Source organism: Pseudidiomarina sp. CB1, assembly GCF_024752025.1.
GTDB lineage: Bacteria > Pseudomonadota > Gammaproteobacteria > Enterobacterales > Alteromonadaceae > Pseudidiomarina.
The window spans coordinates 23,668-45,908 of the sequence record NZ_JANTPU010000002.1; the positions used below are offsets into that span (position 1 = coordinate 23,668).

A 22,241-nucleotide genomic window follows, 5' to 3' on the forward strand; every position below is an offset into this window, starting at 1 on the left:
TGCTAGGTGAAAACTCAGCTAAAAGCTTGTAGCCCAGTAATTGCGCGACCCAGAATGAGTGCGTGCACGTCATGGGTACCTTCATAGGTATTCACGGCCTCAAGGTTCATCACATGGCGAATCACATGGTATTCGTCGGCGATGCCATTACCGCCGTGCATGTCACGGGCCACACGCGCGATGTCGAGGGCTTTACCACATGAATTCCGCTTAATCAGCGAAATTGTTTCTGGTGGTAATTGACCAGCATCCATCAAGCGTCCAGCTTGCAAACAGCTCAATAAACCAATGCTGATCTCCGTTTGCATGTCGGCAAGTTTCTTTTGGATAAGCTGCGTATGGGCCAACGGGCGATCAAACTGTTTCCGGTCGAGCGTGTATTGGCGTGCGGCGTGCCAACAGAACTCAGCCGCACCAAGAGCGCCCCAAGCAATGCCGTAGCGGGCTTTGTTCAAGCAACCAAACGGACCTTTTAAGCCACTAACATTCGGTAGCAAGGCAGATTCTGGAACTTCAACGTTGTCCATTACAATCTCACCGGTGATTGACGCACGCAGTGAGAATTTGCCATCAATTTTCGGCGCTGAAAGACCTTTCATGCCTTTCTCGAGAATAAATCCGCGAATGTCACCGTCCAATTTTGCCCAAACGATAAACACATCAGCAATCGGCGAATTGGTAATCCACATCTTGCTGCCCTTCAGCACATAGCCGCCGTCGACCTTTTTCGCCGTAGTGCGCATACCCGCCGGATCTGAACCTGCATCCGGCTCAGTTAGGCCAAAGCAGCCAACCCATTCGCCACTGGCGAGTTTCGGCAGATATTTCTGGCGCTGTTCTTCAGTGCCGTATTCGTGAATCGGATGCATGACTAACGACGACTGCACGCTCATAGCGCTACGATAGCCACTATCAACACGCTCAACTTCGCGTGCCACCAAGCCATAACAGACATAATTTACTGCTGAACAACCGTACTTTTCGGGTAGCGTCGCCCCAAGCAAACCCAGTTCGCCTAACTCATTCATGATCTCGCGGTCAAACCGTTCTTCGCGATTCGCGGTAAGCACCCGCGGCATTAGCTTTTCTTGACAATACTGGTGTGCAGTATCGCGGATCATGCGTTCTTCTTCGGTCAGCATGTTGCTGAATTGGAACGGGTCTTGCCAATCAAAAGGGAAACGTGCCATATAAACCTCTAATTCGTGATTCGTTATTCGTACGCTTCGCTGTTCGTCCGTGCTTCGCACTGTTCGGAGAGCCTCGAATAGCGAACGCAGTGAGCGTACCAACAGTGAGGCGCAGCCGAACGGACGAACAACGAACAACGCATTTGTTTTTTTCCACTTTACGATGAAATAGCGTAGAGTTAAATAATATAAATACGAGAGTAGGTATAGCTTTTAACTATGGATTTACGTCAGCTTCAATATTTCGTTGCTGTTTATGAGCAAGGCAGTATTAGCGCTGCCGCCCGCGCTTGTCATGTCGCTCAGCCAAGTCTGTCGAAAGCGCTACAACAGCTTGAAGATGAACTGCAGGTTCAGCTTTTCCAGCGACAATCCAGAGGGGTTACCCCAACGGAGGATGGTGAGCGACTTTACGGGCATGCCGGACGGATGTTGAGTCAAATGCAATCGTTGCGCGCATCGTTTCGGCATAGTGTGACGCGGGTGCAATTTCGGCTGGGCTTGATTCGAGCGCTAGGGGTGGAGCGCATGAGCCAGTTGTTACGTGACTTCACCGCCGGTGTCGATGGTCTTGAACTCCATTTGGTAGAGCCAGAAGATGATGCTGATGCGCGGATCATTACGCCGCGGATGCTCAAAGCTGGGGAGCAGTTCTTACCTATTTGGCATGACCGCTTTGTCTTAGCATTGCCAGCGGGTCATCCACTGGCGCTGCAAGATCATGTAACGCTGGCACAGATGCAGGCTTTGGCGTTAATTAAACGTACCCCGTGCGAGGCCTGGTCGGTGTTTTATCCTGAGCTTATTCGGCAAGGCATTCAACCGGATATTCGCGCGGATATTCATACGATTGAATATGCTTTGGGGTTAGTCTCTGCAGGCGTTGGATGCGCGTTAGTGCCAGATCTGGAATCTTTACGTGAACGACAAGATGTGACGCTAAGACCCATCAGCGATTTAAGCTTAGAGCGGACAATTGGGATGGCGTACCCACGAAGCCAAGCAGAGAGTAGCCCGCTGCAGTGGTTACAGCAAGTTTGTCGGCAAACGGCGACGCAGGCGCGTTAGCTACTTACCAGCGTCATGCAGTCGACAGGGCACACGGGAATGCACGCAGGCTCGTCATAGAAACCTTCACATTCGGTGCACTTGTCGACGTTCACGACGTAGTGTGCGGAACCCATTTCGATCGCATCGTTTGGGCACTCCGGTACACACATATCACAATTGATACAGTCACTATCAATGACAACAGGCATGTTACACCTCCTTTACCGCAATGGGCTGGGGCGGATGGGGTAATTCTTTGAGCAGCATCGCGAAACCGTGATCCCGTTGTTCGAGTGGGCATGGCAGGCGTAATTCCACCTGATGACCGGAGCCGGGCGCGCGGGCGACTTCTTCGCCATCTTTATTGAACAATATTCCAGCAGTGAAACGTATGTTGCCCGAGGGTTTCATCAATATCAGTTGGTCGCCAGTAGCAAAAGCGTTTTTGGCGTCGATCCACGCATTAGCGCCATCATTCGAGAGCACTGCGCCAACCAACAACTGTTCACCATGACTATGACTGGTTTGATAGTTTTGCAATTCACTCGGCACATGACGGCGCAAGAAGCCCTCAGTAAAGCCGCGGTTAGCCATGCCCTCTAAGTCGCCGAGGAGTTGTGGGTTAAACGGACGGCCGGAAACGGCGTCATCAATGGCTTGGCGATACACTTGGGCGGTGCGCGCAACATAGTAATCAGATTTCGTACGGCCTTCGATTTTCAATGAGTGAATGCCCATTTGCGCCAAGGCTTCAACGTGTTGCACTCCGCGCAAGTCTTTGGAATTCATGATGTACGTGCCATGAATGTCTTCATCCATGAGCATTAATTCACCGGGCCGTTGCGGTTCCTCGAGCAAGACCGGACGGTCAATCGGACGAAATTGGCCGACTTCGTCTGCTTCGGCGTCGTGAACTTGATAAGGCCAGCGACAGGCATTAGTGCAAGCACCTTGATTCGGGTCGCGCTTGTTAATGTAACCGGACAGCAGACAGCGACCCGAGTAGGCCATGCATAATGCGCCATGGACGAATACTTCCAGTTCCATGTCAGGGCATTTTTCGCGAATTTCGGCGATTTCCTTCACTTCTAATTCACGCGACAGGATCACGCGGGTGATGCCTTGTTGCTGCCAGAATTTTACCGCTGCCCAATTGATAGTGTTGGCTTGTACGGACAAGTGCAGAGGTTGGTCCGGAAAGTTTTCGCGTAACAACATGACAATACCGGGGTCCGAGACAATCAGCGCATCGGGCTGCAGCGCGACCACTGGGCCGATGTCATCGATAAAGCTTTTGAGTTTGGCGTTGTGCGGTGCAATGTTGGCCACGACGTAGAACTTTTTGCCTTGCGCGTGGGCTTCTTCGATACCGATTTTTAGGTTGGCTAAGTCGAAGCTGTTATTGCGTACGCGCAGGCTATAACGCGGTTGGCCAGCGTAAACGGCATCAGCGCCGTAGGCGAAAGCCATACGCATAGCGTCAAGGCTTCCTGCCGGTGAAAGAAGTTCAGGGGCATTGATAAGATGTGTCATACAGCAAAATTGATCCAGCGCAAGAATACGCATTCAGTTTAACGAAAGGCATAGAAAAAACGCTGATCAGGATCAATAAACCACGCCTAAACCCAGGTGCTAACTATCCCTAAAGGGGTAGGGCTGCCCTCACTTCATGGCAATAACATTTCGTGCTTAAGCCCTCTACTATTAGCCTCACATTCACGCCGAGCGACAGACTCTAAGGCCATGTATCACATGAGCTATGACCTGTGTGCCGTGGCAGTTTGCCACCGGGTTGGTTTGGAAACGAGCTAACCTCCCGTACTTGGAAAGGTGTTGACCATGCTAATGGATCGTTTTGCGCGTCGTTTTACCTATTTGCGCTTGTCGGTAACGGAGAACTGTAACTTCCGTTGCGATTATTGTTTGCCAGATGGACCGGACTGTACCTCGCGTCAGGCCGAGCTGACTGTGCCTGAAATTCGGCGCTTGGTAACGGCGTTTGCGGCACTGGGGACTCGTAAAGTCCGGCTGACCGGTGGCGAGCCTTGTCTACGCAAAGATCTATTGGAAATTATTCAAACGGTCAAAGCTGTCCCCGGCATTGAAGAAGTCGCAATTACCACCAACGGCTATCGCTTAAAGCGCGATCTACCTGCATGGCGGGATGCCGGCGTTGATGCGATCAATGTCAGCGTTGATAGTCTTGACCCAAGCACCTTCCACCTCGTCACTGGGCAAAATCGCTTACCCGCAATTTTGGACGGAATTGATCAGGCCATCGACTTAGGCATTCCCAAGGTCAAAGTGAATAGTGTATTGCTAAAGGGCTATAACGGCGGCGCCTTACCAGATTTTCTGGACTATATTAAAACTCGCAAGGTGAGTTTGCGCTTTATTGAATTGATGCGGACCAACGACAATGTTGCTTACTACCAACGTCATCACATCAGTGGCCAGAGTATTAAAGAGCAGTTGTTGCGAGAGGGCTGGCAACAATGTGTGAAATCACGCACTGCTGGACCGGCACAAGAGTTCTGGCACTCCGAATATCAAGGCAAATTAGGTTTGATCATGCCCTACAGTCGTGACTTTTGTGATGACTGTAACCGTTTACGGGTTTCAAGTTTAGGGCAGCTCTTTTTGTGTTTATTTACCGAGCACCATCAAGATTTACGAACCTATTTGCAGACCGACGACACGGCACCGCTGCAAGCAGCGTTGCAAGAGTTGGTACTAAGTAAAAAAGCGACACACGGGCTGCACGAGCAGTTTAGCGGTGCGACGCGTCACCTAGCGATGATCGGAGGCTAGTATGCAACTGACCGGCGTAATTATCGCAGGAGGCAAATCTTCGCGCATGGGGCTTGATAAGGCATTGCTAGAAGTAGCTGGAATGACGCAACTTGAACGCTGCCAACGTCTGCTGCGTGAGGTCGGTTGTGCGCAAATAAGAGTGAGTCGCAACGCAGAGGGTTACATTCAGGATCTTTTGCCAAACGCTGGTCCGCTTGGTGGCCTGTTAAGCGTGATGCATCACTTGGATGCTGTGCCACAGCGTCTTGTGGTGGTCCCCATTGATATGCCGTTACTTACGGCCGCTGCACTGCAACAACTGTTGAACCAACCCGGTGCAGTCTACTTTAACGGATCGTCCTTGCCTTGCGTGGTGAATTACTCACAAGAGCTGGTGAACTACCTTACTCAACAACTTTGCGATGACGGTGGTGATCGGTCGGTGCGCTCAATGTTACAGGCCATGAATGCACAAGCGCTGGCGTGGCCGTATAGCTACCAATTACACAATACCAATACGCCGCAACAGTGGCGGCGCGCAATTGAAATGTTAGGAGTGTCTTTATGACGGCTAAACAGCACCGTCCACTACACATTGCCTTAGCTACGGTGTCGGACCGTCATACGCCGGCAACTGATGAAACCGGTGATTGGCTCGCCGATGCGATTACCGAGGCTGGGCATCACCGTTATCAGCGGCAAATTCTTGCGACCGATAAATATGTGTTGCGGGCGGTGGTGTCGCGCTGGATCGCTGAACCTCAGCTCGCAGTTGTGTTGCTTAACGGAGGAACTGGATTTGCTGGTCATAATTGCGTGCCTGAAGCCATTGAACCGTTGCTTGAGCAAAAAATTGATGGTTTTGGTGAGCTGTTCCGGCAGTTGAGCTTCCAACAGATCGGGAGCTCTGCGTTGCAATCGCGAGCAGTGGCGGGCTTAGCCAATAATACGCTGATAGTGGCGGTGCCAGGTTCGTTATCAGCGGCCCAGCTAGCTTGGCAAGAGCTGGTCCGGCCGCAATTAGACGGCTTGCAAGGCCCTTGCAACTTTAATGCGCGATTAGCGCGCAATGCTTAAACAGGAGGTGTAGGCATGGGCACAAAAACATTTACCCACCTTGATGCCAGTGGCGCTGCGCATATGGTGGATGTTGCTGAAAAAGCGGCGAGTATGCGGCAAGCAACTGCCGTGGCCACGGTACAAACCACTCCCGAGGTGGTGGCGCAAATCGCCAGTCAATCACTCCGCAAAGGTGACGTGTTAGCGGTAGCTCGGGTAGCCGGTATTATGGCGGCGAAACGCACGAGTGATTTGATTCCATTGTGTCATCCGCTAGCGTTAACCAAGGTCACCGTCGACTTTGCTTTGCAACCCGAGCAAGGTCGCGTGCAAATTACTGCAACCTGCGCCGTGCAAGGGGTTACAGGGGTCGAAATGGAAGCCTTAACAGCGGCAAGTGTGGCTGCTTTAACGATTCATGACATGTGCAAAGCTGTCGATCCTGCTTTACAGATCAATGGCATTCACTTACATGAAAAATTTGGTGGTAAGAGTGGGCATTGGCAAAGGGAGCATGTAAACCATGGTTAAAGTGAAATTCTTTGCGATGCTCAGGGAGCGCTTGAACTGTAATGAAATCGACGTTGACCTACCGGCCGGCGCAACGGTTCAACAATTACGCGAGAAGTTGGCGCTATTGCACCCCGACTGGACGCGAGAGCTTTACGACCAAGAGCTTCTTTGTGCGAAAAACTATACGTTTGTCGATTGGGATGAGCCATTAGTGGATGGCGACGAAGTCGCGCTTTTTCCACCCGTAACTGGAGGTTAGAGATGTCTATTGCGGTGCGTGTTCAACACGAAGACTTCTCGGTGGCTGACGAATATCAAGCACTCGTGGGCTCGAGTGATTGCGGTGCAGTGGTCACGTTCACCGGTTTAGTGCGCGAACTGGCCGAGGGCGACTTACAGGCCTTGCATATTGAACACTATTCGGGAATGACTGAGCAGGTGTTGAAGCAACTGGCGGAGCAGGCTCAGCAGCGCTGGCAGGTTGAACACATCACCATTATACATCGCGTTGGAACCTTAGCGCTCAATGAGCAAATCGTCTTTGTTGGAGTGGCGTCACCACATCGGCGCGCGGGCTTCGAGGCCTGCATGTTTGTCATGGATTTTTTGAAAACCCAAGCGCCGTTTTGGAAGCGTGAAGAAACCACGTCGGGTAGTGCGTGGGTTGGCGCTAAAACGACGGACCAAGTTGCTGCAGAACGTTGGCAGGTGAAAGATGTTTCGGCTTAGCGTGTTAGCGATGTGCTTTACGGTAGCTCTTATGGCTTTTCCTTATGGCGCCACTGCGCAGGAAAAAGTGCATATTGCCGTCGCATCGTCATTACGGGCTCCGGTCGATGCCATTATTGCCGAGTTCGAACAGCAGTTTCCCAACTATGACGTCACGGTCGCCTATGTCGCTAGCGGTAAGCTGGTAGCGCAAGTGGTTCACGGAGCGCCTTATGCGCTGCTGATTTCCGCCGAGCCGCATTATCTTGAAGCGTTATACCAACGACAATTAATTCAAGCAAAGCCGGTACTCTTGGGCTTCGGTGAACTGGTGTTGTGGCACCCACGCCAGCACGGTGATGTCGCGGCATTAATTGCAGCCGCTGACCATGTTGCCTTGGCGCAGCCCAGTCACGCTCCTTATGGTCAAGCTGCCATGGGTTATTTGCGGGAGCAGCTAGCGGCAGAACATTACGCAAGTAAACTCGTCTATGGCGAAAATGTCGCGCAAGCGGCCCATCGGGTTCACGTTGGTGCGGCAGAGATTGGTTTTGTCGCACTTAGTCAAATCATTGAAATGCAGGTGCCGCAAAGCGACTATACCCGCCTAGCGAGTGCGCCATTGCTACCACAAGCCATCGCCTTAACGGCGCATGCAGGGCAGCATCGAGGCGCGCAATTGCTTTACGATTTCATGCTTGCCGATGGCAGCCAGCAAACTCTTGTGGCCTATGGTTATGCTGCAACCAAGTGACTATCAAGCCATCAGCCTAACGTTGCAGTTGGCGGCAGTGACGACCGCCATCCTATTGGTGTTGGCGACGCCTCTTGCCTGGTGGCTTGCGTTTACGGGTTCGCGCTGGCGCGGCTGGGTGCAGGCGATTGTCGCCATGCCGCTGGTACTGCCACCGACAGTATTAGGCTTCTATTTATTGCTGGCGCTCGGACCTAACGGCTTTATTGGTGCAACACTTGAGTCCTTGGGTGGTCGCCACTTGGCATTTAGTTTCACTGGAATTGTGATAGGCAGTGTTATTTACTCGCTACCCTTTGCGGTGCAGCCGTTAACCGAAGCCTTTCGCGCAATGGGAAAACGACCATTATTGGTAGCCGAAAGCTTGGGTGCGACGCGTTGGCAAGCGCTGCGAACGATTGCGCTACCCTTGTGTCGTGGTGGCTTTGTAGTGGCCGCAACACTGGTATTTGCCCACACGTTAGGCGAGTTTGGTGTCATTCTGATGATCGGTGGGAGTATTCCAGGCGAGACGCAAGTGCTTTCGGTACTTATCTACGACCACACTGAGGCACTGAATTATTCGGCGGCACACGCTTTATCATTGGGCTTGATTGCTGTTGCGGTCGTGGTGTTGGCCGTGGTGTATGGTCGGAGGCAGCCCCAATGACTTTAACAGTCCAAGCTACTGTGCCCTTGCAGCATTTTGACCTTGCCGTTGACCTCACCCTGCCGACCACTGGTATCACTGCGCTGGTCGGCGCTTCAGGCTCAGGAAAAACCACATTATTGGAAGTCATCGCAGGCTTGCGCACACACACATCGGTCAACGTGCAGTTTGCCGGCAAGTGCTGGCAGTCGAAGCAAAAGTCGCTGCCGTTAGCCGAGCGACGCATCGGCTTAGTCTTACAGGAACCGAGTTTATTTCCGCACCTGACCGTCGCAGAAAACCTACGTTATGGTTGGCAGCGTGCGCAGCAGCACTTCTTACACTGGAATGACGTAGTGCAACAGTGTGGGCTGAGTGACTTGCTCGAGCAGAAGTCGCGGCAACTCTCTGGTGGTCAACAACAACGTGTGGCCTTCGCTCGAGCGTTGCTAGCTCAGCCGCAACTCTTGTTACTGGATGAACCTTTTTCGGCACTGGACGAGGGCACCAGACAACATTTCGTCGGCTACCTAAGGCAATTGTCTGAACAACATCGCCTACCGGTGTTGTGGGTCAGCCACCAACTCACCGACATTGCGGAAGTAAGCGATAACGTGGTGCTGTTGCAGCAAGGTCAAGTGCTCAATAGCGGACCTGTGCTAGCGCAGTTGCGACAAGAGCCATTGCGTTCAATGGTGGCCATGGCGGTAGTTCACACGCCTTTACCAGGGTTAGCTGAAGTGGCGGAACAGCGCTTACGTATTTATGCTCGCGATGTCAGTCTTAGTTTGCAGCCGGTGCCGCATTCAAGTGTTCGCAATCAGTTGTGGAGCACAATTCATGCGCGGCATGAGACCTCTTGCACAGGAGAGTTGCTGGTCGAACTTGAATGTCACGGTCAGTATTTTTTTGCTTTGATCAGCACCGCAGCATGGCAGCAGCTAGAGCTAGGTATTGGTCAAAAAGTAGTGGCCCACATCAAAGCGGCTGCCCTGCATCACCCATTATGAACAAACCGCTGGGTGAACGCACTGGCGAAGCGTGACAGGCGAGCACTGCGGTCACGGCCAAGATGCACTTCAATAACCTGTAACTTACTCTCATCTGCCCATGCTTTGGCGAGGACGTCGGCAAACGCCTCACTGTCATACACCCGATGTGCGTGCCCTCCTAATGCGCGCACTAGGGCACCAAAATCACAGTCAGGTAGGGTCGTACACTGGAGTTCAGGTGCAAAGGCTTCGATCATGTCCCAGCGTTGATTGTTGAACAGGATGATCAGCGGTCGCGCGCCGTAGCGCACCAACTGACAGAGCTCTAGCCCGGTCATCAAAAAGGCGCCATCGCCAACTAATACCACTGGCCGTAAACCGCTGGCGACATACACGCCTAAGGCCGCGGGTAAGCTGTAACCCATCGACGCATAGTAAGCTGGAGCCAGCACATGACTGGCATTGGCGTGCAGACTACCAAATAGACAATCACCAACGTCACTGATAATCGGCACCGTCTGCGTTTGCTGGGCAAGGTAGGCATCGATAAGGGCGACAACGGTACTGGTATTCCAAGCGGTATAAGGGTCATACGCCGCCACTGGCGTGGCTGCATACCAGGTCGAAAAGGGTGGTAAGTGGTGGGAGAGAAGATCTTGGCAAAGTTGCTGAAGATCTATTTCATAACATCGTTCATGGGCTAAAAATGTCGTCCCTTGATGTAGTCGGATGACTTTATCACTTTGCGTAAATTGCGGATAGGCTGCGAAATTGCTGTCATTCACAATCACACCAAAGTGCACGATAAGGTCACTTTCTTCGAGCAACTTGTAGGCATGCTTGTCACTCTCATCAATGAAAGTGCCATGGTAGCAGGGATGGTCATGCGCAACAGCGGCGCGGGCCAAAAAGCTAGTGACGACCGGAATATTCAGCTGGAGTGCCAGATTTTCTAGGGCTTCAGCAGCAGCGAAACGTTGCACCTCAATACCTGCTAAAAAGACAGGGCGTTTGGCGTGGCGCAAGCGCTCAAGCAAATAGCTTTCAAGTTTCTCTGCTTCAACTCGGGGCATGTCGCTAGGCGCGTACATGGGTAAAGGAACGCATTGAAAGTGAATGGCATCGCGTGGAATCTCAATGAGCACGGGTCGTGAGGTTTCGCGGCAGCATTGTAGTGCCGCCCGCAATTGTCCGCTGGCGGTCGCGGGATTATCGAGGCGAACTTGCAACTCGGTCACCTCGGTCAGAATACGACGCTGGGAATTGAGATCTTTAGCTTGGTGGTGAATTGCGACGTTACGGTCGATTTCGTGTTGGCTCGGAAACCCTGCAAGAATAACTAAGGGCACGCGTTCAGCGTACGCCTGCGCAATCGCATTAACGGCATTTAATGCGCCCGCTCCGTAGGTTAACAGCGCGGCTTGTGGCTGTTGGCTCACCCGAGCGGCCGCGTCAGCGGCATAGATGACACTTGGTTCGTGATTTAAGCTATAAAATGGCAGTTGTCCGTTAGCCTGAAGAGCACTAAGCAAGGGCAAAACAAAGTCACCAGGGATCCCGAAAATAGCTTTGCAGTCGAACTGTTTTAACTCATGAACTAAAAGATCAGCGAACTTCATTACAGGCTCCACACCAAGGCATCACGAATGGCAATACATCAGTGTGGAGTGATTTGAGTAAGCGTGCTTTGATCTAGGTCAGCAGGTGATCAAATGGCTGAATAGTAATCGACTCGCCAGCTTCAATGGCGCCGCGATCCTGTTCGAGTACTAAGAAACAATTGGCTTGTGCCACACTGGTAAGGACTGCGGAACTTTGACTACCAACGGGTTCAGCCCATAATTGGCCATCGCGTTGGGTAAAGCGACCACGTTGAAAGTCGGTGCGGCCAGGGCGCTTTTTGATCGCGGTAGCAGCTTTCGCTTCGAGTTGCATCGGAGCAGTGATGGTTTCGCCCGCCATGCGCCGCAGCATAGGCTGCACTAACTGATCGAGGGTGACCACAGCGGCGACGGGGTTACCTGGCAATCCACAGAACCAAGCATCACCAAGGCGGCCAAATGCAAACGGCTTACCCGGCTTAATGGCAATTTTCCAAAATTCGATACTGCCGAGCTTGGCGAGGGTATTTTTGGTGTGATCAGCATCGCCGACCGACACCCCTGCACTACTAATGACAATGTCGGCACTGCGCATGGCTTGTTTAAACGCACTTTCTAAAGCTTCTGGGTCATCAGCGATATGGCCAAGATCAATGATGTCGACATGCAGGCGCTGCAGCATCGCCGTTAAGGTGAAGCGATTGCTATCGTAGATTTGGCTGTTGTGCTGCAAGGGATCACCTGGCACCACCAGTTCATCGCCATTCGAGAATAACGCTACGCGCAGCTTACGTACGACTTTAACTTCGGCGATGCCAAGCGAAGCGAGCAAGCCCACGTGCACTGCATTTAGGCGCTGTCCCGCATTCAAGACCACCGAACCACTGGCAATATCACTGCCGCACAGGCGCACATTGTCGCCTGCTGTCACCGTTGTTTGTACTTCGATGTCAGCGTCGTCGCGAAGCACATTTTCTTGCATGACCACGGTGTCAGCACCGACTGGCATTTGCGCACCGGTCATGATCCGAACGCAGCTAGCGGCGGGTAGCTCTTCTTTGAATGGATGCCCGGCAAAGGCTTCGCCAACTACCTTTAGCGGCTGTGCGGCTTCGTCAGCTCTTAACGCATAACCATCCATTGCTGAATTATCATAGCCTGGCACATTCAAACTGGCGTACACAGGCTGTGCCAATACCCGATCAAGGGCGGCAGCTAAGGGGACTGTTTCGGTTTCGGTTAGCGCTTGCACTTGGCCTTGCATGGCGGCCAGTGCGTCGGCAACGGGTAACCAATTAGGACTCATGCTTACCGCCTTGCTGGTTGACCATCCACACGGCAGCTTCAACACGTGAGCGCAAACCGAGTTTCTTCAGCAAATGCTTCACGTGAACTTTGACGGTACCGTCAGAGATGTCGAGTTCGCGGGCAATGACCTTGTTGCTCATACCCTTGGCAATCAATTTCAGAATCTCGAGTTCGCGATTGGTCAGGCTTTCCAGCTTGCCACCACCTTGCGGCGCAGGGCGGCGCAGTGCGGTAGCGAGTACTTCGGTAATGACTTCACTTAATACCATTTTGCCTTCAATAGCGCGTTTGATTTGCTCGATGAGTTGCTCCGGCTCCATATCTTTGAGCAAGTAACCATCGGCGCCATTGGTGATAGCTGAGACCACGTCTTCATCAGCATCAGATACGGTGAGCATAATAATACGCGAAGTAACACCCTCGTCACGCATGTGCTTCAGCGTTTCGAGACCGTCCATCCCTTGCATATTGAGATCGAGGATAATCAGGTCGGGATCAAGCTCAACAGCTCTTGGAATCGCGTCGCTACCGTTACTAAATTCGGCAACCACTTCAAGATCGTCTTCCATTGATATCAATTGTTTGAGACCTTTGCGTAGTAGCGGATGATCGTCTACTAGCATGATGCTAGAGCGCAATTCAGTCATGGTATTCTCCTTCTAATCGTGGTCACCATTTTCGCACATTTCCTGCGCTGGCGCATGGTTGAAGAGCGCCATATCGGTTAGCGTACATTGCGTTAAAGTCGGCCGAACAATCTAAATAAAAATAACATTTTCAGTAGGTTAGTCACTACGTATATCACTTATTGAGTAGTTCGACTATCTCCAAATACCCTCTGCTTAACTCCTTCGAAGTCTTGCTCCAATGCCCGGTAATGTCTGATCCTTAAGCTTACTAGCCCAGTGACAAAAGGCCAATTGTGCAGCAAATGCTCCCAGCTGAGACCATCGACAAAGCGACCGCACTTCACGTGATCGCCAGCACTGCCGTGTGGATGTGTTGGAGCGTGTTAGTAGTGGTTCTGTATGCGCTGGATATGGGCTTCAGCTTTGCCGAGCTGTTTGGTTTGCTGGCGCTTACTGGCCTCGCTGCAGCGGGTTTTCAATTACTATGGTTCACACTTGGCAATCGCGCTTTAACGCAAAGCTTTATCCGCTCAACTACTGTGGTGCTTGCCGTCATTGCATTGGCTTTGGGATGGTCATTTTTGCAGCCGCCTTTTTCGCTTAGTCTCTTGCAGTTGATGGCGTTGCTATCAGGGTTAGGCGGCGCGCAACTTTATGTCAGTCAGCGCACCTTGGAATTAGAGCCAACCTCAATGGGCTGGGAGCTGGCAGTCACCGCTGGCGTCGGTGGCGTTGGTATTGTTTTGGCGCAAATCAGTGTGCCCTTGGTGGTTTCGTTACCTAGCCTGTTCGGCGACGCCAATACGGTGCGCACGGTCATCAGTACCGGCAATGTGCTCGGCAGTGTAAGGCCAGATCAAGTGGTGAGTTTAGCTAACGTTGGATGGTTTTTGGCGGGGGTCACTTTGATCGCCGTTGTACTTGGACGAAAGCGCGTTCGGGCACAGAGCTCGCCGTGGGCACCGGTACATCGCCGTCATTTACTTCGTAATCCGCATCTATGGGTGATGACGGTGCTTTATGTCATGGCCTTTGGTTCCTTTATCGGTTTTGCACTGTCTTTTCCGCTGGTGTTGCAGTTCTTATTTGGTCTAAGTCGTGACTGGCAAGGTGGTGAGATCGCTCGCATATTAAGCAATGACTATGCTCCACAAGCGTTAACCTACGCATGGCTGGGTCCGCTCGTCGGCGTCGTTGCGCGGCCATTGGGAGGTTGGTTTGCTGACCAATATGGCGGTGCTAAAGTTACCTTCGGTTGCGCTCTCTTGTTGGCGCTGGCAAGCTTAGCGGCGGCTTACTTAACCTATCAAGCGTTTCATAGTGGCGCCCCAGAACAGTATTTTCTTCTGTTTTTGTTGGTTTTTTTCGTGATTTTCACGGTTTCAGCGATCGCGAGCAGTGCAATCTATCGTTCGGCAAGTGTGCTATTTCCGCCAGCCCAGCTGCCAATTGCTCTGCGTTGGCTCGCGGCATGTGCGATGGCAGGTGCCGCGTATATTCCATTAATGTGGGGGGTGCAAAGCGTAACGGCGACACCAGCTTTGGCGCTCGTTGCCTTCGCACTATTCTACTTGCTGTGCGCGGGATTAGTAATGCTGGTGTATCTGCGTCGACACAGTGTGTATTTCAACCCTTAGGCTTCGGCGGTGGAGTGTTCTGCAAGGTAAGCCGGTTGGAAACTAAAATACACCCCAGTTCCCCCTTCTGAGCGGCGCCGTATTGTTAGCTCGCCACCTAGATGTTTGCTGCGCTCCTGCATGATGGCCAAGCCATAATGATTGAGCTTCTCGGCTTGTTCAGGAATGCCAACCCCATCGTCTTCGATGCTCAGGGTGATACCTTTATCGATGGCCTGTTGCAGACGAATAGTTACTTCAGCACCTTGGCTGTGGTGAATGGCGTTCTGGCACGCTTCGCGAATGATTTGCAGCAAGTGAATCTCTTCATGCGGTGCCAATGGTGCGTTGGCGAGCTGGTAATCCAAGCGGAATGCGAGGTCAGATTGATCTTCGAACTGCTTCACAGTGGTTTGCAATGCATTGATAAGACCTGCGCCATCGACCTTCAAGCGGAACGTGGTAAGCAACTCACGGAGCTGTCGGTAAGCTGAGTTCAACCCTTCGCGTAACTCATGGGACACGTCCTCAATGGTATCTTCATCACCTTTCTGTATAGCTTTATCCAATCGTGTGACCTGAATCTTCAAGTAAGACAGTGCTTGTGCCAAGGAGTCATGGAGCTCACGCGCAATGACCGTACGCTCTTGGATGAGCGCAAGACGGCGGACTTGTTCTTCTTCTTGCTTAAGGCTAAGCGCGATGGCGAGTTGGTCGGTCACTGATTGCAGTAACTGTTGTTGCCAGTCATCGAGTTGCTGGCCCAGTTCAACCCGCGCGACCAATACACCATAGTAATGATGGTCACGCTCCAATGGGTAACGATACACGCGTTTATCTTCCATCACGCTTACCCCACCACCCGCAGAAACGCATTCTGCGCAGTCGACACCAGCACAAGGGTCTTCTTCGGTTTCTACCGGCTGTACTTGCAAGTAAGGCTTATCACCTGCTGGTGTAATCAAACAAAGCTCTAAATCTTCGATTTGCGCAGCCTCTTTCAGGCCTTCGATGATGTGGCTGAAATCTTGGTAACTGGGTGAACGCTCGATAATGCTGCGCGCCATGTCATACAAGAATTGTAGTTTGATGTTGCTACGCTGAATGGCTTGCGTTTGTTCGTCGACACGTTTCTCAAGATTGCCGTACATGTAGCCCACGGCATTATTCATCTTGTTCAGGGTGTCGGCCAGTACGCCGAGTTCGTCGCCCATCGGATGATTGACGCGTGCAGTAAAGTCGCCTTGGCCAATTCGACGTGCGGTTTGGGTTAGGGTTTGCAAAGGTTTGCGCACGCGGCTGCGTAGCCAATAGGCAATGATGCCAGCCAACGTAATGGTGGCAAATAAGCTGAGGACCTGAATAAGGCGAATAGCGCGAATACGGGACTCTGCCTCTTGCTGCAAAGCACCAACTAAACTGTCCAATTGCTGAATATGTGGAGCTAAGAGCGCTTCAACTTGCGCAGCTTGGACGCCTTCAGTGGCCATCCGCTCATGCAGAGCCAGCCAGCTTCGACTGGTGGCTTGGAACTGTGTCGCAAGTTCGCTTTCGCCATGACTGAAACGGTTAAAAACCGGATGGCGCCAAGTCGCTTGTAATTGTTGAGCAAGTTCAGCGGTGACCGCTGCGTCGGGCAGATGCAAGCGATGCCAAGCATAACGATAGCTTTGCATGCGCAATGACCCCGCTTTATTGATCGCCAAGGCATCTTGGTCGGCGCGCTCCGAGAGCCAGTAAGACGCTAACAAGGTACCTACGGTAAGCGCGACCATAAGGCCGAGCGCAATACCCACGCGTGTGACGATTGAAAACTGGCGCATAACAAACCTGCTGAACGATAAACTTTGTCTAGTTTAAACGTATTTGGAACCGAGTGCATTAATGCAGCAATGACAAGCGTCTTTAATGGGCTACCTCTTTTGCGTTTGGTCGATGGGCTCATTATCAACGCTAAAACTAAATATCATTATAAACAGTTACTTAGCTTATTAAGTGCGTACTCCATTAGGGGTAGGAAAGGCGTATACCCCCTATTTGGCGGCTCTGGCGACCTATAGCAATACAACGATGACCGATTCAAACTTAGCGCGTAACGACATCTACTAGGAGTTTGAGGATGAGTCATCTACTCGACAAACTGCGGTTTTTCAAAACCCGCAAAGAACCTTTTGCCGATGGGCATGGGGTAACAACTGACCAAGATCGGACTTGGGAAAACGGCTATCGCCAGCGTTGGCAACACGACAAAGTTGTGCGCTCGACCCATGGCGTGAACTGTACCGGCTCATGTAGCTGGAAGATCTACGTCAAAGATGGCTTGGTGACGTGGGAAACCCAACAAACCGACTATCCACGGACGCGCCCGGACTTACCTAATCATGAACCGCGTGGCTGTCCGCGTGGGGCAAGTTACTCGTGGTACATCTACAGCGCCAACCGCTTGAAGTACCCGAAAATGCGTCAACAGTTAATGAAGCTATGGCGTGAAGCGAAAGAGCAGCACAAAGACCCGGTGCAAGCGTGGGAGTCTATTGTTACCGATCCAGTGAAAGCCAAGAGCTACAAAGAACGTCGTGGCTTAGGTGGTTTTGTGCGGGCAAGCTGGGAAGAAGTGAACGAGCTCATTGCAGCAAGTAACGTCTACACTGCGAAAACTTATGGACCTGACCGCATCAGTGGCTTCTCGCCGATCCCGGCCATGTCGATGGTGTCGTATGCTGCTGGTGCACGTTATTTATCACTGATTGGTGGTAACTGTCTGAGCTTCTATGACTGGTACTGTGATTTGCCGCCGGCGTCACCACAGATTTGGGGTGAGCAAACCGACGTACCTGAATCAGCTGATTGGTACAACTCAAACTACATCATCGTGTGGGGCTCCAACGTTCCACAAACACGTACGCCTGACGCGCACTTCTTAACCGAAGTACGTTACAAGGGTACGAAAACTTGCGTCATTACTTCGGACTATTCGGAAGCGTCGAAGTTTGGTGACACGTGGTTGGCGCCGCGTCAGGGTACTGACTCAGCCTTGGCGATGGCGTTCGGCCACGTTATTTTGAAAGAATACTATGTTAATCAGCAAAGTAGCTACTTCCAAGACTACGTGAAACGCTACACGGACATGCCGATGTTGGTGATGCTTGAGCCAGGTGAGAAGGTACTGAAGCAAGGCCGTTTCTTGCGTGCGGCTGATTTGGTCGACAATCTTGGCGAAGCAAACAATCCTGATTGGAAAACCATAGCCATCAATGCTGCGGATCAACGTCTGACTAGCCCGAACGGTGCGATTGGCTATCGCTGGGGCGAAAAAGGTAAGTGGAACCTTGAGCAAAAAGACCAAGGCGGTGACGTCGATTTACAAATCAGCTTGAAAGACGGCCATGATGAAGTGGTTGAAGTGGGCTTCCCCTATTTTGGCGCCGCACCGCACGAATACGACTACTTCCAGCACACGCACCATGACGAAGTGCAAGTACGCCGCATTCCGGCGAAACGTGTTGAACTTGCCAATGGTGAGACCGCTTTGGTTGCGACCGTTTACGACTTGATGTTGGCGCAATATGGCGTTGACGACGGCAGCAACGATCCAAACCGTGCGCAAAGCTACGAAGATGACGTGCCGTATACGCCGGCATGGCAAGAGCATATTACCGGTGTGAAACCAGCGGATGTGATCCGTGTGGCGACTGAGTTTGCGCGCAACGCTGACAAGACCAAAGGTCGTTCGATGATTATCGTTGGTGCTGCGTTGAACCACTGGTATCACATGGACATGAGCTACCGTGGTTTGATCAACATGCTGATGATGTGTGGCTGTATCGGTCAATCCGGCGGCGGTTGGGCGCACTATGTCGGCCAAGAAAAACTGCGTCCGCAAACCGGTTGGCAGCCGTTGGCATTTGGCCTTGACTGGCAGCGTCCACCACGTCACATGAACGGTACTTCGTTCTTCTACAACCACTCAAGTCAGTGGCGCTACGAGAAACTCGACATGAGCGAAGTCGTGTCGCCGTTAGCCGACAAGAACAAGTGGCAAAGTTCGATCATTGACTACAACACCCGCGCGGAACGCATGGGCTGGTTGCCGTCAGCACCACAGTTGGGCACCAACCCATTAGGCCTCGCGGCTGCAGCAGAAAAAGCCGGACTCGATGTAAAAAACTACATTGTTGAGCAACTGAAAGACGGCAAGCTGAAGTTTGCTTGTGAGCAGCCGGACGATCCGAAAAACTTCCCGCGCAACATGTTCATCTGGCGTTCAAACCTACTGGGTTCTTCAGGTAAAGGTCACGAGTACATGCTCAAGCACTTCTTGGGCACCAAACACGGCTTGCTTGGCAAAGACCTTGGTGACTTCGGTGGTAAGAAACCGGAAGACGTCGAGTGGGTCGACGACGGTGCAGAAGGCAAAGTGGACCTGTGGGTGACCCTCGACTTCCGTATGTCGACCACCTGCTTGTACTCCGACATCGTGTTGCCAACCGCAACCTGGTATGAAAAAGACGACATGAATACCTCGGATATGCATCCGTTTATTCACCCCTTAACCGCAGCCGTTGACCCAGTGTGGGAAGCGCGCAGCGACTGGGACATCTTTAAAGGTATTGCGAAAGAATTCTCGCGTGTGTGCCAAGGCCACCTAGGGGTCGAAACAGATGTAGCGACCACTCCTATCATGCACGACTCGCCGGGCGAGCTGGCACAACCGTATGGCGTGAAAGCGTGGTGGAAGGGCGAGTGTGAAGCTGTGCCTGGCGTCACCATGCCGAACATCAACGTGGTTGAACGTGATTACCCGAATACCTATCACCGTTTCACCTCGCTCGGTCCGCTGATGGACAAGCTTGGCAATGGTGGTAAAGGCATCAATTGGAATACCCAAGAAGAAGTCGATTTCTTAGGCAAGCTGAACCGTGTTCATCATGAAGAAGGCGCAAACAAAGGTCGCCCTGTGATCGACAGTGCCATTGACGCTTGTGAAGTAATTCTATCGCTGGCACCAGAAACCAATGGCCACGTAGCGGTGAAAGCTTGGGAAGCGCTTGGTGAATTTACCGGCCGTGACCACACGCATCTGGCTAAGCCAAAAGAAGAGGAAAAAATCCGCTTCCGCGACATCGTCGCACAACCGCGCAAGATCATTTCGTCACCGACGTGGTCTGGCTTGGAAGACGAGCATGTGTCGTACAACGCCGGTTACACCAACGTTCACGAACTGATCCCATGGCGCACCATCACCGGCCGTCAGCAGTTCTACCAAGATCATGAGTGGATGCGCGATTTCGGCGAAACCCTGTGTGCTTATAAGCCACCGATTAACCTGAAAACCGTTGAGCCAGTGCTGAACAAGAAGGGTAACGGCAATAAAGAGATCGTACTGAACTGGATCACCCCGCACCAAAAATGGGGTATTCACAGCACCTACTCTGACAACTTGCTGATGCTGACCTTGTCGCGCGGTGGCCCGATTGTGTGGCTGAGTGAAATTGACGCCAAAGCTGCCGGCATTGAAGACAACGACTGGATCGAAATCTTCAACGTGAACGGCTCGATTAGCGCCCGTGCGGTGGTCTCGCAACGTGTCCCTGAAGGCATGAGCATGATGTACCACGCACAAGAACGGATCGTCAACGTGCCAGGTTCGGAATTGACCGGCACCCGCGGCGGTATTCACAACTCAGTGACCCGTGCGGTCATGAAGCCGACCCACATGATTGGCGGCTACGCACAGCAAGCCTATGGCTTTAACTACTACGGCACCGTTGGCTGTAACCGCGATGAATTCGTGGTGGTCCGCAAGATGGACAAAGTCGACTGGTTGGACACTGAATAAGGTTGGAGTGAGGACGTTACCATGAAAGTAAGAGCTCAAATTGGCATGGTGCTAAATTTGGACAAGTGTATTGGTTGTCATACCTGCTCCATCACTTGTAAGAATGTTTGGACATCACGCGAAGGCGTTGAATACGCCTGGTTCAACAATGTTGAAACCAAGCCAGGCGTCGGCTTCCCGAAAGAATGGGAAAACCAAGACAAGTGGAATGGCGGCTGGATTCGTAATAAAAAAGGCAACTTGGAACTGAAAATCGGTGCCAAGCGTCGGGTGTTGGCGAATATTTTCGCCAACCCAGATTTGCCTGAGATTGACGACTACTACGAGCCGTTTGATTTCGATTATCAACACTTGCACACGGCAAAAGACAGCAAGCACCAACCGGTCGCGCGTCCACGCTCACTGATCTCAGGTCAGCGCATGGAGAAGATCGAGTGGGGTCCGAACTGGGAAGAAATTCTCGGTACTGAGTTTGCTAAACGTAAGAAAGACAAGAACTTCGACGAAGTGGTGCAAAAAGACATCTATGGTCAGTTTGAGAAGACCTTCATGATGTACTTGCCACGCTTGTGTGAGCACTGTCTGAACCCTGCGTGTGTGGCCGCTTGCCCGTCAGGTGCCATCTACAAGCGTGAAGAAGACGGTATCGTGTTGATCGACCAAGACAAGTGTCGTGGCTGGCGCATGTGCGTGTCGGGCTGCCCGTACAAAAAGATTTATTACAACTGGAAAACCGGTAAATCAGAAAAATGTACGTTCTGCTTCCCACGTATCGAAGCAGGTCAACCGACCACCTGTTCAGAAACCTGTGTAGGCCGTATCCGTTACTTGGGCGTGTTGCTGTACGATGCCGACCGCATCGAAGAAGCGGCCAATACGCCGAACGAGCAAGACCTCTATCAAGCCCAGCTCGATATCTTCTTGGATCCACACGATCCAGAAGTACAAGCGGCTGCGCGTAAAGAAGGCATTGCTGAGAACTGGATTCAAGCTGCCCAGCGTTCACCGGTGTACATGATGGCAATGCAATGGAAAGTTGCGCTGCCGTTGCACCCAGAATATCGCACCTTACCCATGGTTTGGTACGTGCCACCGCTATCACCGATCCAAAGTGCGGTCGAAGCTGGCCACGTGGGCATGAACGGTGAAATTCCGGATCTGAAATCGCTACGGATTCCGCTGCGTTACTTGGCGAATATGCTCACCGCTGGTGACGAATTCCCGATTGTTCGCGCGCTAGAACGCATGATTGCCATGCGTGCTTACAAACGCAGCCAAAACGTCGATGGCGTCGAAGATCTAGAAGTCTTGAAGCAAGTGGGCCTGACCCAGCATCAAGTTGAAGAGATGTACCGTTACATGGCGCTGGCGAATTACGAAGATCGTTTCGTGATTCCAACCAGTCACCGTGCCTACGCTGAAAATGCCTATGACCTGAAAGGTAGCTGTGGCTTTACCTTCGGCAACGGCTGTAGTGATGGCAATAACGACGTGAACTTGTTTGGCGCGAAGAAGCAAAGCGTCCGCCAAGTCATCCCGGTAACGGTGAAGGAGTAAGCCC

The 22,241-nt window shown here is 52.1% G+C and carries 20 protein-coding genes and 1 riboswitch; of the genes, 13 read left to right on the plus strand and 7 right to left on the minus strand.

Features of this window, described 5'->3' with window-relative positions; genetic code table 11:
• Nucleotides 1–14: 14 nt before the first annotated feature.
• Entirely contained in the window at nt 15–1,190 is a 1,176-nt protein-coding gene (locus tag NV375_RS09435) for an acyl-CoA dehydrogenase (protein WP_258807988.1), read from the minus strand.
• Between the two features lie 219 nt (nt 1,191–1,409).
• On the opposite strand from NV375_RS09435, the gene NV375_RS09440 reads away from it, so the two are divergent.
• Nucleotides 1,410–2,258, plus strand: coding sequence for a LysR family transcriptional regulator (locus NV375_RS09440; protein ID WP_258807989.1), 849 nt, complete (start codon nt 1,410–1,412; stop codon nt 2,256–2,258).
• On the opposite strand, the gene NV375_RS09445 is transcribed toward NV375_RS09440, so the two are convergent.
• Together NV375_RS09445 and yegQ are read right to left on the minus strand one after the other, a co-directional pair.
• A complete protein-coding gene (locus tag NV375_RS09445) occupies nt 2,255–2,449 on the minus strand; it encodes a YfhL family 4Fe-4S dicluster ferredoxin (protein ID WP_258807990.1) in 195 nt (64 codons plus the stop codon). The two genes, NV375_RS09440 and NV375_RS09445, sit on opposite strands and share 4 nt — an antisense overlap.
• Before the next feature lies 1 nt (nt 2,450).
• Nucleotides 2,451–3,761, minus strand: coding sequence for a tRNA 5-hydroxyuridine modification protein YegQ (yegQ, locus tag NV375_RS09450; RefSeq protein ID WP_258808298.1), 1,311 nt, complete (start codon nt 3,759–3,761; stop codon nt 2,451–2,453).
• A 186-nt stretch (nt 3,762–3,947) separates the two neighbouring features.
• Nucleotides 3,948–4,090, plus strand: a riboswitch (molybdenum cofactor riboswitch).
• Here yegQ and moaA point away from each other — a divergent pair.
• The 9 genes from moaA (at nt 4,080) to NV375_RS09495 (ending at nt 9,705) form a co-directional block, all read left to right on the plus strand.
• On the plus strand, nt 4,080–5,051 hold the full coding sequence (gene moaA / locus NV375_RS09455; RefSeq protein WP_258807991.1) for a GTP 3',8-cyclase MoaA: 972 nt from the start codon (nt 4,080–4,082) through the stop codon (nt 5,049–5,051). It overlaps the preceding riboswitch by 11 nt.
• 1 nt (nt 5,052) lies before the next feature.
• Nucleotides 5,053–5,601 (plus strand): molybdenum cofactor guanylyltransferase, encoded by a 549-nt coding sequence (locus tag NV375_RS09460; RefSeq protein WP_258807992.1) that lies wholly within the window; start codon nt 5,053–5,055, stop codon nt 5,599–5,601.
• Complete coding sequence (locus NV375_RS09465) at nt 5,598–6,110, plus strand: molybdenum cofactor synthesis domain-containing protein (protein ID WP_258807993.1); 513 nt, start codon at nt 5,598–5,600, stop codon at nt 6,108–6,110. The genes NV375_RS09460 and NV375_RS09465 overlap by 4 nt, the downstream gene beginning before the upstream one ends.
• 15 nt (nt 6,111–6,125) lie before the next feature.
• Complete coding sequence (moaC, locus tag NV375_RS09470) at nt 6,126–6,623, plus strand: cyclic pyranopterin monophosphate synthase MoaC (RefSeq protein WP_258807994.1); 498 nt, start codon at nt 6,126–6,128, stop codon at nt 6,621–6,623.
• On the plus strand, nt 6,616–6,864 hold the full coding sequence (locus NV375_RS09475; RefSeq protein ID WP_258807995.1) for a MoaD/ThiS family protein: 249 nt from the start codon (nt 6,616–6,618) through the stop codon (nt 6,862–6,864). Before moaC ends, NV375_RS09475 begins: the two co-directional genes overlap by 8 nt.
• 2 nt (nt 6,865–6,866) lie before the next feature.
• Nucleotides 6,867–7,334 carry a molybdopterin synthase catalytic subunit MoaE gene (gene moaE / locus NV375_RS09480; RefSeq protein ID WP_258807996.1) on the plus strand — a complete coding sequence of 156 codons (468 nt, stop codon included), beginning with the start codon at nt 6,867–6,869 and terminating at the stop codon, nt 7,332–7,334.
• Nucleotides 7,335–7,365: 31 nt separating this feature from the next.
• On the plus strand, nt 7,366–8,067 hold the full coding sequence (modA, locus tag NV375_RS09485; RefSeq protein WP_258807997.1) for a molybdate ABC transporter substrate-binding protein: 702 nt from the start codon (nt 7,366–7,368) through the stop codon (nt 8,065–8,067).
• Nucleotides 8,045–8,716 (plus strand): molybdate ABC transporter permease subunit, encoded by a 672-nt coding sequence (gene modB, locus NV375_RS09490; protein WP_258807998.1) that lies wholly within the window; start codon nt 8,045–8,047, stop codon nt 8,714–8,716. The genes modA and modB overlap by 23 nt, the downstream gene beginning before the upstream one ends.
• Nucleotides 8,713–9,705 (plus strand): ATP-binding cassette domain-containing protein, encoded by a 993-nt coding sequence (locus NV375_RS09495; RefSeq protein ID WP_258807999.1) that lies wholly within the window; start codon nt 8,713–8,715, stop codon nt 9,703–9,705. The genes modB and NV375_RS09495 overlap by 4 nt, the downstream gene beginning before the upstream one ends.
• On the opposite strand, the gene NV375_RS09500 is transcribed toward NV375_RS09495, so the two are convergent.
• From NV375_RS09500 to narL, 3 genes are all read right to left on the minus strand, one after another.
• A complete protein-coding gene (locus NV375_RS09500) occupies nt 9,693–11,306 on the minus strand; it encodes a thiamine pyrophosphate-binding protein (RefSeq protein ID WP_258808000.1) in 1,614 nt (537 codons plus the stop codon). The two genes, NV375_RS09495 and NV375_RS09500, sit on opposite strands and share 13 nt — an antisense overlap.
• A 73-nt stretch (nt 11,307–11,379) precedes the next feature.
• Nucleotides 11,380–12,594 (minus strand): molybdopterin molybdotransferase MoeA, encoded by a 1,215-nt coding sequence (gene moeA, locus NV375_RS09505; RefSeq protein WP_258808001.1) that lies wholly within the window; start codon nt 12,592–12,594, stop codon nt 11,380–11,382.
• Nucleotides 12,584–13,243 carry a two-component system response regulator NarL gene (narL, locus tag NV375_RS09510; RefSeq protein ID WP_126772972.1) on the minus strand — a complete coding sequence of 220 codons (660 nt, stop codon included), beginning with the start codon at nt 13,241–13,243 and terminating at the stop codon, nt 12,584–12,586. The genes moeA and narL overlap by 11 nt, the downstream gene beginning before the upstream one ends.
• A 275-nt stretch (nt 13,244–13,518) precedes the next feature.
• Here narL and NV375_RS09515 point away from each other — a divergent pair, with 275 nt between their 5' ends.
• Entirely contained in the window at nt 13,519–14,862 is a 1,344-nt protein-coding gene (locus NV375_RS09515; protein ID WP_258808002.1) for a nitrate/nitrite transporter, read from the plus strand.
• Here NV375_RS09515 and NV375_RS09520 read toward each other — a convergent pair.
• Nucleotides 14,859–16,664, minus strand: coding sequence for an ATP-binding protein (locus NV375_RS09520; RefSeq protein ID WP_258808003.1), 1,806 nt, complete (start codon nt 16,662–16,664; stop codon nt 14,859–14,861). The genes NV375_RS09515 and NV375_RS09520 overlap by 4 nt on opposite strands.
• 296 nt (nt 16,665–16,960) lie before the next feature.
• Between NV375_RS09520 and NV375_RS09525 the strand changes: the two genes are divergently transcribed.
• Together NV375_RS09525 and narH are read left to right on the plus strand one after the other, a co-directional pair.
• Nucleotides 16,961–20,680, plus strand: coding sequence for a nitrate reductase subunit alpha (locus tag NV375_RS09525; RefSeq protein WP_258808004.1), 3,720 nt, complete (start codon nt 16,961–16,963; stop codon nt 20,678–20,680).
• A gap of 21 nt (nt 20,681–20,701) precedes the next feature.
• Nucleotides 20,702–22,237 carry a nitrate reductase subunit beta gene (gene narH / locus NV375_RS09530; RefSeq protein ID WP_258808005.1) on the plus strand — a complete coding sequence of 512 codons (1,536 nt, stop codon included), beginning with the start codon at nt 20,702–20,704 and terminating at the stop codon, nt 22,235–22,237.
• The last annotated feature ends 4 nt before the right edge of the window (nt 22,238–22,241 follow it).